Source organism: Pseudomonas sp. ChxA (genome assembly GCF_030263855.1).
GTDB lineage: Bacteria > Pseudomonadota > Gammaproteobacteria > Pseudomonadales > Pseudomonadaceae > Aquipseudomonas > Aquipseudomonas fluorescens_CB.
Map to the genome: position 1 here is coordinate 75383 of NZ_JARPMK010000001.1, position 15702 is coordinate 91084.

10 protein-coding genes, 2 tRNA genes and 2 rRNA genes are annotated in these 15702 nt (G+C 55.5%); 6 read left to right on the plus strand and 8 right to left on the minus strand.

Annotation, left to right across the window (positions count from 1 at the left end; translation table 11 throughout):
• Positions 1-55 precede the first annotated feature (55 nt).
• The 8 genes from P5706_RS00355 to P5706_RS00390 form a co-directional block, all read right to left on the minus strand.
• Complete coding sequence (locus P5706_RS00355; protein WP_017139066.1) at positions 56-376, minus strand: DUF2388 domain-containing protein; 321 nt, start codon at positions 374-376, stop codon at positions 56-58.
• Positions 377-535: 159 nt separating this feature from the next.
• The gene (locus P5706_RS00360; RefSeq protein ID WP_285678282.1) at positions 536-721 is read right to left on the minus strand and encodes a DUF1127 domain-containing protein; all 186 of its coding nucleotides are present in this window, start codon (positions 719-721) and stop codon (positions 536-538) included.
• A gap of 263 nt (positions 722-984) precedes the next feature.
• Positions 985-1200, minus strand: coding sequence for a DUF1127 domain-containing protein (locus P5706_RS00365; protein ID WP_048721398.1), 216 nt, complete (start codon positions 1198-1200; stop codon positions 985-987).
• A gap of 318 nt (positions 1201-1518) precedes the next feature.
• Positions 1519-3012 carry a succinyl-CoA:acetate CoA-transferase ScpC gene (gene scpC / locus P5706_RS00370; RefSeq protein ID WP_065931942.1) on the minus strand — a complete coding sequence of 498 codons (1494 nt, stop codon included), beginning with the start codon at positions 3010-3012 and terminating at the stop codon, positions 1519-1521.
• A 234-nt stretch (positions 3013-3246) separates the two neighbouring features.
• Positions 3247-4683, minus strand: a complete 1437-nt coding sequence (locus P5706_RS00375; RefSeq protein ID WP_138813122.1) for an NAD(P)(+) transhydrogenase (Re/Si-specific) subunit beta — start codon at positions 4681-4683, stop codon at positions 3247-3249.
• Positions 4683-5003: an NAD(P) transhydrogenase subunit alpha part 2 gene (locus P5706_RS00380; RefSeq protein WP_285678283.1), complete on the minus strand. Its 321-nt coding sequence runs from the start codon at positions 5001-5003 to the stop codon at positions 4683-4685. Before P5706_RS00380 ends, P5706_RS00375 begins: the two co-directional genes overlap by 1 nt.
• 15 nt (positions 5004-5018) lie before the next feature.
• Entirely contained in the window at positions 5019-6140 is a 1122-nt protein-coding gene (locus tag P5706_RS00385; protein ID WP_200430937.1) for a Re/Si-specific NAD(P)(+) transhydrogenase subunit alpha, read from the minus strand.
• A gap of 452 nt (positions 6141-6592) precedes the next feature.
• Positions 6593-7492 carry a LysR family transcriptional regulator gene (locus P5706_RS00390; RefSeq protein WP_285678284.1) on the minus strand — a complete coding sequence of 300 codons (900 nt, stop codon included), beginning with the start codon at positions 7490-7492 and terminating at the stop codon, positions 6593-6595.
• Positions 7493-7649: 157 nt separating this feature from the next.
• Here P5706_RS00390 and P5706_RS00395 point away from each other — a divergent pair, with 157 nt between their 5' ends.
• From P5706_RS00395 to P5706_RS00420, 6 genes are all read left to right on the plus strand, one after another.
• A complete protein-coding gene (locus P5706_RS00395; RefSeq protein WP_003187423.1) occupies positions 7650-8831 on the plus strand; it encodes an acyl-CoA dehydrogenase in 1182 nt (393 codons plus the stop codon).
• Positions 8832-8843: 12 nt separating this feature from the next.
• The gene (locus P5706_RS00400; RefSeq protein ID WP_285678285.1) at positions 8844-10064 is read left to right on the plus strand and encodes a CaiB/BaiF CoA transferase family protein; all 1221 of its coding nucleotides are present in this window, start codon (positions 8844-8846) and stop codon (positions 10062-10064) included.
• Positions 10065-10640: 576 nt separating this feature from the next.
• Positions 10641-12177 (plus strand): 16S ribosomal RNA (locus P5706_RS00405).
• A gap of 82 nt (positions 12178-12259) precedes the next feature.
• Positions 12260-12336 (plus strand) — tRNA-Ile (locus P5706_RS00410).
• A 30-nt stretch (positions 12337-12366) separates the two neighbouring features.
• Positions 12367-12442 (plus strand) — tRNA-Ala (locus P5706_RS00415).
• A gap of 247 nt (positions 12443-12689) precedes the next feature.
• Positions 12690-15581: ribosomal RNA gene (locus P5706_RS00420) — 23S ribosomal RNA — on the plus strand.
• Together the 16S and 23S rRNA genes with 2 tRNA genes alongside form the textbook arrangement of a ribosomal RNA operon.
• Positions 15582-15702: the final 121 nt, after the last annotated feature.

Below are 15702 nucleotides of genomic sequence, written 5' to 3' on the forward strand. Positions count from 1 at the left end.
AGCCAGCGCTGACACATTTGGTAGCGGCTGGCGTGCCCTGGCGTTTACCGGATTATCAGATGGCCAGAATCGCTTGGGCCAGTTGTGCGTCGGTAGCAGTGTTCAGTTGTGGGGCTTGTTGGCGGATCTGGGCCAGGGCGCTTTCCAGTTTCACACCACGAATGGCGCCTTCGCTGGCAACAAAGCTGGCTGCGTCGTCACGAGCGGCTTGCACGACTTTGTTGTCACGCAGGGACGACGTAGCATCGGAGCTGGCATCGGAAGTGGCTTTGAGGGCGCCGACGATCGAGTCGGTGGTCACGATAAGGCTGCTCGCGTTGGCGTTGGCGGCCAGGGCCAACAGGGTGGCAGCACTCAGCAGGCGAAGACGGGACATGGAAAAACTCCTGTAGAAGATCAAATAAAGCGGCGCAAAGCGGCCACTGTGAAACGGACATTGTTGCGGATTGAGCATCAGACGTCCGTTCTACAAGGTTCGCCACGTAATAACGGGATCTTAAGCTGCCGCTTATCCGTTCGGAAAGCCTCTATGTGCCTAGTTGCGCCAGAAAGGCTTGGACAGCTCGGCAGTACGGTCGCCCTGGCTGATGCCCGCATCGGCTAATTCACGTGGGTCAAGTTGCGCAAGTTGGCGTCGCTCATGGGCCTGCCGTGCCCATCTGCCCAACGCGCAAGCCATTCGGACGATCAATTGTTTGTAAGGCGAAGTTTGTATGTTCATGACGACGGCCTTCCATGAGGTCTTGGAGCACCATCTTGGGCGGCCAGCTGTTACCAATACAGATACACCAATGCTAAATTGTACTGCTTAACTGTAGTGTTATTTAAACTGTACTGGTGTTTAGATCGGGCGTCTGTTTTAGCCGTGCAAAGGTTGAATCCCGCAAACAACAAAGCCCGCCTCCGGTTTCCCGGGGCGGGCTTTGCTTTGTTAAATCAGGTTGCTGGCGGTGGACCCGGCGGGTCAGGGCCAGCGAGCGCCAATTAGCGCCAGAACGGCTTGCTCAGCTCTTCGTAGCGTTGAGCTTCGCTGATACCGGCGTCAGCCAGCAGACGCGAATCCAGACGAGCCAGTTGGTGGCGGCTGGAGATGCGGCGCTGCCACAACATCAGGTTGGCGAGAACGCGCAAAGGCATGGAAGCCTGGGTGTTTACAGCTTTTTCTTCGAAGAACAGATCGGAACTGAGTGTACGTTCCATGATGACATCCTTCCGCTTGTGGCGGGATTAGGTAGTGGTTTAACTGATGCCAATGATCCTCCTCCAGAACAAGACTCTCTAGATACAGTTCACCTGTATTGTGAGGGGCCAGTTAACTGTTTATAGCGGCTGTACTGTACGGAAATGGGGCAACTGTACCTGTCTGCACTGAATAGGTGCGAAATAGGCATTTCTGATAGGGTGCGTAGGATAATTCGGTAGGAAATGACCGGTACAGCAGTACAGTTTTTTCAAAAAGTGCGGCTTCGGTCTCCGAGCTGATCAAACTGTGTTTGCATCAGCTCGGATCTGTGTCAATCAAGCCTTGAGCATGTGCCCGGTTTCTTCCAGGTTGATGTGCCAACTCAGTGCTTCGCGCAGGATGTGCGGAGTATGCCCGCCGATCGCACAGGCAGCGTCGAAGTAACTGTTCAGCGCATCGCGGTAAGCCGGGTGCACGCAATTGTCGATGATCACCCGCGCCCGCTCACGTGGCGCCAGGCCACGCAGGTCAGCGAGGCCAACCTCTGTCACCAGAATGTCCACGTCATGCTCGGTATGGTCCACATGGCTGACCATCGGCACTACGCTGGAAATTGCGCCGCCCTTGGCAATCGACTTGGTGACGAAAATCGCCAGGTGCGCGTTGCGCGCGAAGTCTCCGGAGCCGCCAATCCCATTCATCATCCGCGTGCCGCAGACGTGGGTGGAGTTGACGTTGCCGTAGATGTCGAACTCAAGCGCCGTGTTGATCCCGATAATGCCCAGGCGCCGAACCACTTCAGGGTGGTTGGAGATTTCCTGTGGGCGCAGCACCAACTTGTCTTTGTAGTGCTCCAGGTTGCCGAACACGTCGGCGTTGCGCCGCTCCGACAAGGTGATCGAGCTGCCCGAAGCAAAGCTGAGCTTGCCCGCATCGATCAGGTCGAAGGTCGAGTCCTGCAATACTTCCGAATACATGGTCAGGTCTTCGAACGGCGACTCGATCAAGCCGCACATCACCGCGTTGGCGATGTTGCCGATCCCGGCCTGCAGTGGTCCGAGCTTGTTGGTCATGCGCCCGGCGTCGACTTCCTGCTTGAGGAAGTTGATCAGATGGTTAGCGATGCCTTGGGTGTCGGCGTCCGGTGGTGTCACGGTTGAGGCGGAGTCGGCCTGATTGGTGATCACGATGGCGACGATTTTTTCCGGCGGGATCGGAATCGCGGTACTGCCGATGCGGTCGTCGACCTTGACCAGTGGGATTGGCGTGCGCGTCGGCCGGTAGGTCGGGATATAGATGTCGTGCAGCCCTTCCAGGTTCGGGTTGTGCGCCAGGTTGATCTCGACAATCACTTGTTTGGCAAAAATCGCGAAGCTGGCCGAGTTGCCCACGGAGGTGGTGGGCACGATATGCCCTTGTTCGGTAATCGCAACGGCTTCGATTACGGCAATGTCCGGCAACTTGAGCTGGTTGTTGCGCAGTTGCTCGACGGTTTCCGACAGGTGCTGGTCGATAAACATCACTTGGCCTGCGTTGATCGCCTTGCGCAGGGTGCTGTCGACTTGAAACGGCATGCGGCGCGATAACACGCCGGCTTCGGTCAGTTGCTTGTCCAGGTCATTACCCAGGCTGGCGCCGGTCATCAGGGTAATTTTCAGCGGCGAAGTCTTGGCGCGTTCGGCCAGGGCGTGGGGGACGGCCTTGGCTTCACCGGCACGGGTGAAGCCGCTCATGCCGACGGTCATGCCGTCCTCGATCAGTGCGGCGGCGTCTGCCGCGCTCATGACCTTGTTCAACAACGAAGGCAAGCGGATACGATCACGGTACATGAATTGTTATCTCAGGCTACGGAAGCAAGGTGGGCAGTGTAGTGATTTCGAAAAAATTCGGCCCGCTACCATGGTCGAATGCCAGGCAGCGATTTAGAGCCTTTGGTCGGGTTTCACGTGAGTACAAAGCGGAACGCAGAGCATTCCCGGATGCATTCCCACGCAGAGCTTGGGAACGATAAAAAACCCCAGCCTACGGGAGGCCAGGGTTTCTTGTATTGCGCTGGAGCAGTGTTATTCGACGGCTTTGACCATGTCTTCGATGACCTTCTTGGCATCACCGAAGACCATCATGGTCTTGTCCAGGTAGAACAACTCGTTATCCAGGCCGGCGTAGCCGCTGGCCATCGAGCGCTTGTTGACGATGATGGTCTTGGCCTTGAACGCCTCAAGGATCGGCATACCGGCAATCGGCGAGTTCGGGTCGTTCTTGGCGGCCGGGTTGACCACGTCGTTGGCGCCCAACACCAGTACCACGTCGGCCTGGCCGAACTCGGAGTTGATGTCTTCCATCTCGAACACTTGGTCGTAAGGCACTTCCGCTTCGGCCAGCAGCACGTTCATGTGCCCTGGCATGCGGCCCGCTACCGGGTGGATCGCGTACTTTACGGTCACGCCACGGTGAGTCAGCTTCTCGGTCAGCTCTTTAAGCGCGTGTTGCGCCCGAGCGACTGCCAGGCCGTAGCCTGGAACGATGATCACGGTGTCGGCGTTGGTCAGCAGGAAAGTGGCGTCGTCCGCCGAGCCGGATTTCACCGGGCGTGCTTCTTTGGAGCCAGCCACTGCGCCGGCATCTGCTGTGTTGCCGAAACCACCGAGCAGCACATTAAAGAAGGAGCGGTTCATCGCCTTGCACATGATGTAAGACAGAATCGCGCCGCTGGAGCCTACCAGGGAGCCGGCGATGATCAACATCGAGTTGTTCAGCGAGAAGCCGATGCCTGCCGCTGCCCAGCCGGAGTAGCTGTTGAGCATCGAGACAACCACCGGCATGTCGGCGCCGCCGATCGGGATGATGATCAGCACGCCCAACACGAAAGCCAGGGCCAGCATCAACGCGAACGCAGTGAGATTGCCGGTGAACATGAAGGCCAGGCCCAGGCCCAGGGTCGCCAGGCCGAGCACCAGGTTAAGTTTGTGTTGGCCGCCGAACTGTACGGGTGCGCCCTGGAACAGGCGAAACTTGTACTTGCCCGAGAGCTTGCCGAATGCAATCACCGAGCCGGAGAAGGTAATTGCACCAATGGCTGCGCCGAGGAACAGTTCCAGGCGGTTGCCCGCTGGGATCGAGTCGCCCAGGTGTTTGACGATGCCCAAGGATTGCGGTTCGACCACGGCGGCAATCGCGATAAATACAGCCGCCAGGCCGATCATGCTATGCATGAAGGCAACCAGCTCCGGCATCTTGGTCATTTCTACGCGCTTGGCCATGATCGAACCGGCGGTGCCGCCGATCAGCAGGCCGACGATGACGTAACCGATACCGGCTGTTGCAAGCTCAGCGCCGAGCTTATAGATGAGGCCCACAGTGGTCAGTACCGCCAGCGCCATGCCGAGCATGCCGAACAGGTTGCCACGGCGCGACGTAGTGGGGTGCGACAGGCCTTTGAGGGCCTGGATAAAGCAGATCGACGCGATCAAGTAGAGCGTCGTAACCAAATTCATGCTCATTACTTTGGCGCCTCTTCTTTTAATTTCGGGGCTTTCTTCTTGAACATCTCCAGCATCCTGCGCGTGACCAGGAAGCCGCCGAACACGTTGACTGCCGCCAGGGCCACGGCCAGGGTGCCCATGGTTTTACCCAGGGGTGTCACGGTGAGGGCTGCGGCGAGCATGGCGCCGACGATTACGATCGCAGAGATCGCGTTGGTCACCGCCATCAGCGGCGTATGCAGCGCGGGTGTGACGTTCCAGACCACGTGGTAACCGACATAAATCGCCAGCACAAAGATGATCAGGTTGTAGATACCGGGGGAGATAAGCTCTTCCATCGTCTGAATCCCTGCTTAGGCGTTTTTGCGGATGACTTGGCCGTCGCGGCACATCAGGCACGCGGCGACGATGTCGTCTTCGAGGTTGATTTCAAACTGCCCTTCCTTGGTGAAGACCAGCTTCAGGAAGTCCAGCAGGTTGCGCGCATATAAAGCAGAAGCATCGGCGGCGACGGCACCGGCCAAGTTGGTCGGGCCGCAAATGGTCACGCCGTTTTCCACCACGACCTGGTCGGCGACGGTCAGCGGGCAGTTGCCACCTTGGGCAGCGGCGAGGTCGATGACCACCGAGCCCGGTTTCATTTGTGCGACGGTTTCGGCACTGAGCAAGGTCGGGGCTTTGCGGCCCGGGATCAGCGCCGTGGTGATGACGATGTCCGCTTGTTTGGCGCGTTCATGCACGGCCAAGGCCTGACGCTGCATCCAGCTCGACGGCATCGGGCGTGCGTAACCGCCAACACCGACCGCGCATTCACGCTCTTCATCGGTTTCGTAGGGCACGTCGACGAACTTGGCGCCGAGGGACTCGATCTGCTCTTTTACGGCAGGGCGCACGTCAGACGCTTCGATCACGGCGCCCAGGCGTTTCGCCGTGGCGATCGCCTGCAGGCCGGCGACACCCGCGCCGAGGATCAGCACGCGCGCGGCTTTGACGGTGCCGGCGGCAGTCATCAGCATCGGCATGAAGCGTGGGTAGTGATGGGCTGCCAGCAACACCGCTTTATAGCCGGCAATGTTGGCCTGTGACGACAGCACGTCGAGGCTTTGGGCGCGCGAGGTGCGTGGCGCAGCTTCGAGCGCGAAGGCGGTAATGCCTCGCTCTGCCAGCTTGGCGATGGTTTCGTTGCTGAACGGGTTGAGCATGCCCACCAACACGGTGCCGCTTTTGATCAGCGCCAGTTCGCTGTCGCTGGGAGCAACCACCTTGAGAATCAGCTCGGCGCCAAACGCTTCGCTGGCGCTGCCAATGGTTGCGCCTGCCGTTTCATAGGCACCGTCGACGATGCTGGCGGTAATGCCTGCGCCGCTTTGTACAGTGACCTTATGGCCCTGGCCGATCAGCTTCTTGATGGTTTCTGGGGTGGCAGCCACCCGCGTTTCACCGGTCTGGGTTTCGAGAGGAACACCAATGTGCACGTCAAATCTCCTGCATGATCTTTTTGCTTTTGATCTTTTTGTAAAAAGGCCAGTGCACCGTGAGTGGCGCAGCTGGGGCGGCCGATCAGCACGATCCCGCTGAAATGACAGCGGGGCGCGGCATTTTGCAGGCGAACTTTACGGCCTTCAAGGGATTATGACGGGTGACGAAAAATTAACTACAAGTCACCCTGTGACTGATTGTCGCAACATGAAGAAATAACCTCTTTAAATACAGGTGTTTAAAGGGCTGTAGAGGGTTATAGACGGTTTTCCTATCTTTGCTGTGAATGGTCGGGCATTGGCAGCTGATAGTCGCTACAAGCCTTATCAGTCATGGCGTTAAGCTCATTTTTACCCTGAGAGGTACAGTCTTCCAAAACACGACATAAAGTTATATCTGTAGGTTCTTGATTTATTTGACTACAAGGTCAATAAAGAGAGCTAGTCCTTTAAATGCTGGGGTTATAGCGCTGTGATTGGTCGATCAGCCAGTCTCTAAACGCGTGCAGCGACGCAGATTCGACCTTTCTTTCGGGAATCATCAGGTAGTAAGCCTTTGTGCTGCTCAATGCTTCGGGGCTCGCGATCACCAGATGCTTCTCCTCCAGCTCGCGCTGGATGAGGAATGGCGGAATCAGTGCGATGCCCATGTCATGCATGGCTGCTTGCGACAACATCGAGAATAGCTCGTAACGGGGGCCTGTCATGTCGCGAGGTATGTTCAGTTGTTGCGCGTTAAACCACTGGCGCCAGGCGTATGGTCGGGTAGTTTGTTGCAGCAGCGGCAGTTGGGCGATCTCCTCCGGGCTGAAGTGGGCACGGCTGCCCAGTAAGCGTGGGCTGCACACGGGAACGGGGTTTTCGCCCATCAGTCGGTGGGATTCGGTGCCTGACCAATCGGCATCGCCAAAGTAGATGGCGGCGTCGAACTCGGTGTCGGCAAACAGAAAAGGGCGCGTACGGTTGGTGAGGTTGACCGTGACTTCCGGGTGTTGGTGCTGGAAGTCCTTGAGCCGTGGGATCAGCCATTGGGTGCCGAACGTTGGCACCACTGCCAGCTCGATGACATTCGCGCCCTGCTGCCCCATGACCGACAAGGTATCGCGCTCTACGGCGTCCAGTTGCATGGCAACGCGACGGCTATAAGAAAGCCCTGCCTCCGTCAGCTTGACGCCCCGCCGTGAGCGTCGAAATAGCTCGACACTTAAAAACTCCTCCAGGCTGGCGATCTGTCGACAGATGGCGCCTTGGGTGAGTGAAAGCTCGTGTGCCGCCTTGGTAAAGCTCTCGTGGCGGGCCGCTGCTTCAAAACTGATTAGGGCGGTGGTGCTGGGAATTTTTCTGCGCATGTACGTTGTACTCACTCATAAAGCGCATCTGCGCGCTTTTTGGTCATTACGAAGTGAGAAATTAGCACAACCCTATGCGTAAACCTCGTTTGCCCTCTGCGGTTGCTCGGCCTAGGCTGCATCCACGACTTCTGTTTTCTTCCCCGAGGACTTATTCATGGCTGGCAAGGCAAGCTTCAACTGGATCGATCCACTGTTGCTGGATCAACAGCTCACCGAAGAAGAACGCATGGTGCGCGACAGCGCTGAGCAGTTCGCCCAGGACAAGCTGGCGCCGCGTGTGCTCGAAGCCTTTCGCCATGAAAAGACCGACCCTGCGATTTTTCGCGAGATGGGTGAAACCGGCCTGTTGGGCGCAATGATTCCGGAGCAGTACGGCGGCAGTGGCCTGAACTACGTCAGCTACGGGCTGATTGCACGCGAGGTGGAGCGTGTCGACTCCGGCTATCGCTCGATGATGAGTGTGCAATCGTCACTGGTGATGGTGCCGATCAACGAATTTGGCACCGAGGCACAAAAGCAGAAGTACCTGCCAAAGCTGGCATCGGGTGAGTGGATCGGCTGTTTCGGCCTGACCGAGCCTAACCACGGTTCTGACCCGGGTGCGATGATTACCCGTGCACGTAAGGTTGATGGCGGCTATAGCCTGACCGGCGCCAAGATGTGGATCACCAACAGCCCGATCGCCGATGTGTTTGTGGTGTGGGGCAAGGACGATGCGGGCGATATCCGTGGTTTTGTCCTGGAGAAGGGTTGGAAGGGGCTGAGCGCTCCGGCGATTCACGGCAAGGTCGGCCTGCGGGCTTCGATTACCGGTGAGATCGTCATGGATAACGTGTTTGTGCCCGAAGAGAACATCTTCCCGGACGTGCGCGGCCTGAAGGGGCCTTTCACCTGTCTTAACTCGGCACGCTATGGCATTTCTTGGGGGGCGCTGGGTGCTGCCGAGTTTTGCTGGCACACCGCTCGCCAATACACCCTGGACCGTCAGCAGTTCGGGCGGCCTTTGGCGGCGACCCAACTGATCCAGAAGAAACTGGCGGACATGCAGACCGAAATCACCCTGGCCTTGCAAGGCTGCCTGCGTTTGGGGCGCATGAAGGATGAAGGGACGGCGGCGGTTGAGATCACGTCGATCATGAAGCGCAACTCGTGTGGCAAGTCCCTGGATATCGCCCGTATGGCGCGCGACATGTTGGGCGGCAACGGTATTTCGGATGAGTTCGGGGTGGCGCGTCACCTGGTCAACCTGGAAGTGGTCAATACCTACGAGGGCACCCATGACGTGCACGCCTTGATTCTTGGGCGCGCGCAGACCGGTCTTCAAGCGTTCTATTAATAGGAGAACGGCATGGGCGCGCTTTCACATCTGCGGGTATTGGATTTGTCACGAGTGCTGGCCGGCCCGTGGTCCGGGCAGATCCTTGCAGACCTTGGGGCTGAGGTGATCAAGGTTGAGCGGCCGGGCAGTGGCGATGATACGCGGGCATGGGGGCCGCCCTTCCTTAAAGACGCCTATGGCGAGAATACCAGTGAGGCGGCTTATTACCTGTCAGCCAACCGTAACAAGGAATCGGTGACCATCGACTTCACGCGCCCGGAGGGTCAGAAGCTGGTGCGCGACCTCGCGGCTAAGTCCGACATCCTGATCGAGAACTTCAAAGTAGGTGGCCTGGCGGCGTATGGGCTGGACTATGAATCGCTCAAGGAGATCAATCCGGAGTTGATCTATTGCTCGATCACGGGTTTCGGCCAGACGGGGCCTTATGCGACGCGTGCAGGCTACGACTTTATGATCCAGGGGCTGGGTGGGCTTATGAGCCTGACCGGTCGGCCTGAGGGTGATGAAGGTGCTGGGCCGGTAAAGGTCGGTGTGGCGTTGACGGATATCCTGACGGGGTTGTACTCGACCGTGGCGATCCTGGCTGCGCTGGCTCATCGAGACCATGACGGCGGTGGGCAGCATATCGACATGGCGTTGCTGGATGTGCAGGTGGCATGCCTGGCCAATCAGGCGATGAACTACCTGACGACGGGTATGGCGCCAAAGCGCCTGGGCAATGCGCATCCCAATATTGTGCCTTATCAGGACTTTCCCACGGCTGATGGCGACTTCATCCTGACGGTGGGCAATGACGGGCAGTTTCGCAAGTTTGCTGAGGTGGCCGGGCAGCCGCAGTGGGCGGATGATCCGCGCTTCGCGACTAATAAGGTGCGGGTGGCTAACCGTGCAGAGCTGATTCCGCTGATCCGCCAGGCCACAGTGTTCAAGACGACGGCTGAGTGGGTGTCGCAACTGGAGCAAGTAGGCGTGCCGTGTGGGCCGATCAATGATCTGGCGCAGGTGTTTGCCGACCCGCAGGTCAAGGCGCGCGGGTTGGCGATGGCATTGCCGCATGCATTGGCGGGGATGGTGCCTCAGGTCGCCAGTCCGATGCGGTTGTCCAAGACGCCGGTGGAATATCGTAATGCGCCTCCTCTATTGGGAGAGCATACGGAGCAGGTGCTGCAGGGGCTGTTGGGGCTGGATTCGGCGAATGTGGCTGCGCTGAAGGCGGCGGGTGTTATCTGAGGCTGCTCTTCTATATAGGTAGATTGATCAAGAGGCATTGGTTTGGTTGTTTTTTGATCAAATCTGGCTTATTGATAGAGAAGCTAAATTAAGTGTTGACGGCGTTTTATATCTGTCTATAATTCGCCCCACTTCCGGCGCAGTCGAAACGGAAAACTCCTTGGTAAACAATGAGTTACGAAGTTTTCGGCAGCAGGTTGCTTCAGTTCATCGAAGCCAAAAGGGAGTTGAAAAAGAGGTGTTGACAGCAGCGTGTAACGCTGTAGAATTCGCCTCCCGCTAACGAGAGATCGTAAGCGCAAGTGGTTGAAGTTGTTGAAGAATTCTTCGAAAGCTTCTGAAAATAATCACTTGACAACAAATGAGGCTGCTGTAGAATGCGCGCCTCGGTTGAGACGAAAGATCTTAACCAACCGCTCTTTAACAACTGAATCAAGCAATTCGTGTGGGTGCTTGTGGAGTCAGACTGATAGTCAACAAGATTATCAGCATCACAAGTTACTCCGCGAGAAATCAAAGATGTAACCAACGATTGCTGAGCCAAGTTTAGGGTTTCTTAAAAACCCAAAGATGTTTGAACTGAAGAGTTTGATCATGGCTCAGATTGAACGCTGGCGGCAGGCCTAACACATGCAAGTCGAGCGGTAGAGAGGAGCTTGCTCCTCTTGAGAGCGGCGGACGGGTGAGTAATGCCTAGGAATCTGCCTGGTAGTGGGGGATAACGTTCGGAAACGGACGCTAATACCGCATACGTCCTACGGGAGAAAGCAGGGGACCTTCGGGCCTTGCGCTATCAGATGAGCCTAGGTCGGATTAGCTAGTTGGTGAGGTAATGGCTCACCAAGGCGACGATCCGTAACTGGTCTGAGAGGATGATCAGTCACACTGGAACTGAGACACGGTCCAGACTCCTACGGGAGGCAGCAGTGGGGAATATTGGACAATGGGCGAAAGCCTGATCCAGCCATGCCGCGTGTGTGAAGAAGGTCTTCGGATTGTAAAGCACTTTAAGTTGGGAGGAAGGGCAGTAAATTAATACTTTGCTGTTTTGACGTTACCGACAGAATAAGCACCGGCTAACTCTGTGCCAGCAGCCGCGGTAATACAGAGGGTGCAAGCGTTAATCGGAATTACTGGGCGTAAAGCGCGCGTAGGTGGTTTGTTAAGTTGGATGTGAAATCCCCGGGCTCAACCTGGGAACTGCATTCAAAACTGACTGACTAGAGTATGGTAGAGGGTGGTGGAATTTCCTGTGTAGCGGTGAAATGCGTAGATATAGGAAGGAACACCAGTGGCGAAGGCGACCACCTGGACTAATACTGACACTGAGGTGCGAAAGCGTGGGGAGCAAACAGGATTAGATACCCTGGTAGTCCACGCCGTAAACGATGTCAACTAGCCGTTGGAAGCCTTGAGCTTTTAGTGGCGCAGCTAACGCATTAAGTTGACCGCCTGGGGAGTACGGCCGCAAGGTTAAAACTCAAATGAATTGACGGGGGCCCGCACAAGCGGTGGAGCATGTGGTTTAATTCGAAGCAACGCGAAGAACCTTACCAGGCCTTGACATCCAATGAACTTTCTAGAGATAGATTGGTGCCTTCGGGAACATTGAGACAGGTGCTGCATGGCTGTCGTCAGCTCGTGTCGTGAGATGTTGGGTTAAGTCCCGTAACGAGCGCAACCCTTGTCCTTAGTTACCAGCACGTAATGGTGGGCACTCTAAGGAGACTGCCGGTGACAAACCGGAGGAAGGTGGGGATGACGTCAAGTCATCATGGCCCTTACGGCCTGGGCTACACACGTGCTACAATGGTCGGTACAGAGGGTTGCCAAGCCGCGAGGTGGAGCTAATCCCACAAAACCGATCGTAGTCCGGATCGCAGTCTGCAACTCGACTGCGTGAAGTCGGAATCGCTAGTAATCGCGAATCAGAATGTCGCGGTGAATACGTTCCCGGGCCTTGTACACACCGCCCGTCACACCATGGGAGTGGGTTGCACCAGAAGTAGCTAGTCTAACCTTCGGGAGGACGGTTACCACGGTGTGATTCATGACTGGGGTGAAGTCGTAACAAGGTAGCCGTAGGGGAACCTGCGGCTGGATCACCTCCTTAATCGACGACATCAGCTGCTCCATAAGTTCCCACACGAATTGCTTGATTCATTGAAGAAGACGATAAGAAGCAGCCCGAAATTGGGTCTGTAGCTCAGTTGGTTAGAGCGCACCCCTGATAAGGGTGAGGTCGGCAGTTCGAATCTGCCCAGACCCACCAATTTTGTGTGGGAAACGCCTGTAGAAATACGGGGCCATAGCTCAGCTGGGAGAGCGCCTGCCTTGCACGCAGGAGGTCAACGGTTCGATCCCGTTTGGCTCCACCACTACTGCTTCTACGTTATGAAAGCTTAGAAATGAGCATTCCATCAGGTTGATGATGAATGTTGATTTCTAGTCTTTGATTAGATCGTTCTTTAAAAATTTGGGTATGTGATAGAAAGATAGACTGAACGTTACTTTCACTGGTAACGGATCAGGCTAAGGTAAAATTTGTGAGTTCTCTTAATTGAGAAATTCGAATTTTCGGCGAATGTTGTCTTCACAGTATAACCAGATTGCTTGGGGTTATATGGTCAAGTGAAGAAGCGCATACGGTGGATGCCTTGGCAGTCAGAGGCGATGAAAGACGTGGTAGCCTGCGAAAAGCTTCGGGGAGTCGGCAAACAGACTTTGATCCGGAGATGTCTGAATGGGGGAACCCAGCCATCATAAGATGGTTATCTTACGCTGAATACATAGGCGTAAGAGGCGAACCAGGGGAACTGAAACATCTAAGTACCCTGAGGAAAAGAAATCAACCGAGATTCCCTTAGTAGTGGCGAGCGAACGGGGACTAGCCCTTAAGTGGCTTTGAGATTAGCGGAACGCTCTGGAAAGTGCGGCCATAGTGGGTGATAGCCCTGTACGCGAAAATCTCTTAGTCATGAAATCGAGTAGGACGGAGCACGAGAAACTTTGTCTGAATATGGGGGGACCATCCTCCAAGGCTAAATACTACTGACTGACCGATAGTGAACTAGTACCGTGAGGGAAAGGCGAAAAGAACCCCGGAGAGGGGAGTGAAATAGATCCTGAAACCGTATGCGTACAAGCAGTGGGAGCCTACTTTGTTAGGTGACTGCGTACCTTTTGTATAATGGGTCAGCGACTTATTTTCAGTGGCGAGCTTAACCGAATAGGGGAGGCGTAGCGAAAGCGAGTCTTAATAGGGCGTCTAGTCGCTGGGAATAGACCCGAAACCGGGCGATCTATCCATGGGCAGGTTGAAGGTTGGGTAACACTAACTGGAGGACCGAACCGACTACCGTTGAAAAGTTAGCGGATGACCTGTGGATCGGAGTGAAAGGCTAATCAAGCTCGGAGATAGCTGGTTCTCCTCGAAAGCTATTTAGGTAGCGCCTCATGTATCACTGTAGGGGGTAGAGCACTGTTTCGGCTAGGGGGTCATCCCGACTTACCAAACCGATGCAAACTCCGAATACCTACAAGTGCCGAGCATGGGAGACACACGGCGGGTGCTAACGTCCGTCGTGAAAAGGGAAACAACCCAGACCGTCAGCTAAGGTCCCAAAGTTATGGTTAAGTGGGAAACGATGTGGGAAGGCTTAGACAGCTAGGAGGTTGGCTTAGAAGCAGCCACCCTTTAAAGAAAGCGTAATAGCTCACTAGTCGAGTCGGCCTGCGCGGAAGATGTAACGGGGCTCAAACCATACACCGAAGCTACGGGTATCACGTAAGTGATGCGGTAGAGGAGCGTTCTGTAAGCCTGTGAAGGTGAGTTGAGAAGCTTGCTGGAGGTATCAGAAGTGCGAATGCTGACATGAGTAACGACAATGGGTGTGAAAAACACCCACGCCGAAAGACCAAGGTTTCCTGCGCAACGTTAATCGACGCAGGGTTAGTCGGTCCCTAAGGCGAGGCTGAAAAGCGTAGTCGATGGAAAACAGGTTAATATTCCTGTACTTCTGGTTATTGCGATGGAGGGACGGAGAAGGCTAGGCCAGCTTGGCGTTGGTTGTCCAAGTTTAAGGTGGTAGGCTGAGATCTTAGGTAAATCCGGGATCTTAAGGCCGAGAGCTGATGACGAGTTAACTTTTAGTTAACGAAGTGGTTGATGCCATGCTTCCAAGAAAAGCTTCTAAGCTTCAGGTAACCAGGAACCGTACCCCAAACCGACACAGGTGGTTGGGTAGAGAATACCAAGGCGCTTGAGAGAACTCGGGTGAAGGAACTAGGCAAAATGGCACCGTAACTTCGGGAGAAGGTGCGCCGGTGAGGGTGAAGGACTTGCTCCGTAAGCTCATGCCGGTCGAAGATACCAGGCCGCTGCGACTGTTTATTAAAAACACAGCACTCTGCAAACACGAAAGTGGACGTATAGGGTGTGACGCCTGCCCGGTGCCGGAAGGTTAATTGATGGGGTTAGCTAACGCGAAGCTCTTGATCGAAGCCCCGGTAAACGGCGGCCGTAACTATAACGGTCCTAAGGTAGCGAAATTCCTTGTCGGGTAAGTTCCGACCTGCACGAATGGCGTAACGATGGCGGCGCTGTCTCCACCCGAGACTCAGTGAAATTGAAATCGCTGTGAAGATGCAGTGTATCCGCGGCTAGACGGAAAGACCCCGTGAACCTTTACTATAGCTTTGCACTGGACTTTGAATTTGCTTGTGTAGGATAGGTGGGAGGCTTTGAAGCGTGGACGCCAGTCTGCGTGGAGCCAACCTTGAAATACCACCCTGGCAACTTTGAGGTTCTAACTCAGGTCCGTTATCCGGATCGAGGACAGTGTATGGTGGGTAGTTTGACTGGGGCGGTCTCCTCCTAAAGAGTAACGGAGGAGTACGAAGGTGCGCTCAGACCGGTCGGAAATCGGTCGTAGAGTATAAAGGCAAAAGCGCGCTTGACTGCGAGACAGACACGTCGAGCAGGTACGAAAGTAGGTCTTAGTGATCCGGTGGTTCTGTATGGAAGGGCCATCGCTCAACGGATAAAAGGTACTCCGGGGATAACAGGCTGATACCGCCCAAGAGTTCATATCGACGGCGGTGTTTGGCACCTCGATGTCGGCTCATCACATCCTGGGGCTGAAGCCGGTCCCAAGGGTATGGCTGTTCGCCATTTAAAGTGGTACGCGAGCTGGGTTTAGAACGTCGTGAGACAGTTCGGTCCCTATCTGCCGTGGACGTTTGAGATTTGAGAGGGGCTGCTCCTAGTACGAGAGGACCGGAGTGGACGAACCTCTGGTGTTCCGGTTGTCACGCCAGTGGCATTGCCGGGTAGCTATGTTCGGAATAGATAACCGCTGAAAGCATCTAAGCGGGAAACTAGCCTCAAGATGAGATCTCACTGGGACCTTGAGTCCCCTGAAGGGCCGTCGAAGACTACGACGTTGATAGGTTGGGTGTGTAAGCGCTGTGAGGCGTTGAGCTAACCAATACTAATTGCCCGTGAGGCTTGACCATATAACACCCAAGCAATTTGTTTCTCGAGAGAGCATCAGATTGCGGTGTGTGAAGACGAGATGAACCGAAAGTTCGACGCTCACAAAACACCGAAAGCTATCACATACCCAATTTGCTGAAG

Excerpts from the sequence above, each read along its gene's own strand:
- P5706_RS00365 (WP_048721398.1), bottom strand. The coding sequence starts at position 1,200 with ATGGAACGTACACTCAGTTCCGATCTGTTCTTCGAAGAAAAAGCTGTA.
- P5706_RS00400 (WP_285678285.1), top strand. The coding sequence starts at position 8,844 with ATGGGCGCGCTTTCACATCTGCGGGTATTGGATTTGTCACGAGTGCTG.
- P5706_RS00355 (WP_017139066.1), bottom strand. The coding sequence starts at position 376 with ATGTCCCGTCTTCGCCTGCTGAGTGCTGCCACCCTGTTGGCCCTGGCC.
- P5706_RS00375 (WP_138813122.1), bottom strand. The coding sequence starts at position 4,683 with ATGAGCATGAATTTGGTTACGACGCTCTACTTGATCGCGTCGATCTGC.
- P5706_RS00380 (WP_285678283.1), bottom strand. The coding sequence starts at position 5,003 with ATGGAAGAGCTTATCTCCCCCGGTATCTACAACCTGATCATCTTTGTG.
- P5706_RS00390 (WP_285678284.1), bottom strand. The coding sequence starts at position 7,492 with ATGCGCAGAAAAATTCCCAGCACCACCGCCCTAATCAGTTTTGAAGCA.
- scpC (WP_065931942.1), bottom strand. The coding sequence starts at position 3,012 with ATGTACCGTGATCGTATCCGCTTGCCTTCGTTGTTGAACAAGGTCATG.
- P5706_RS00360 (WP_285678282.1), bottom strand. The coding sequence starts at position 721 with ATGAACATACAAACTTCGCCTTACAAACAATTGATCGTCCGAATGGCT.
- P5706_RS00395 (WP_003187423.1), top strand. The coding sequence starts at position 7,650 with ATGGCTGGCAAGGCAAGCTTCAACTGGATCGATCCACTGTTGCTGGAT.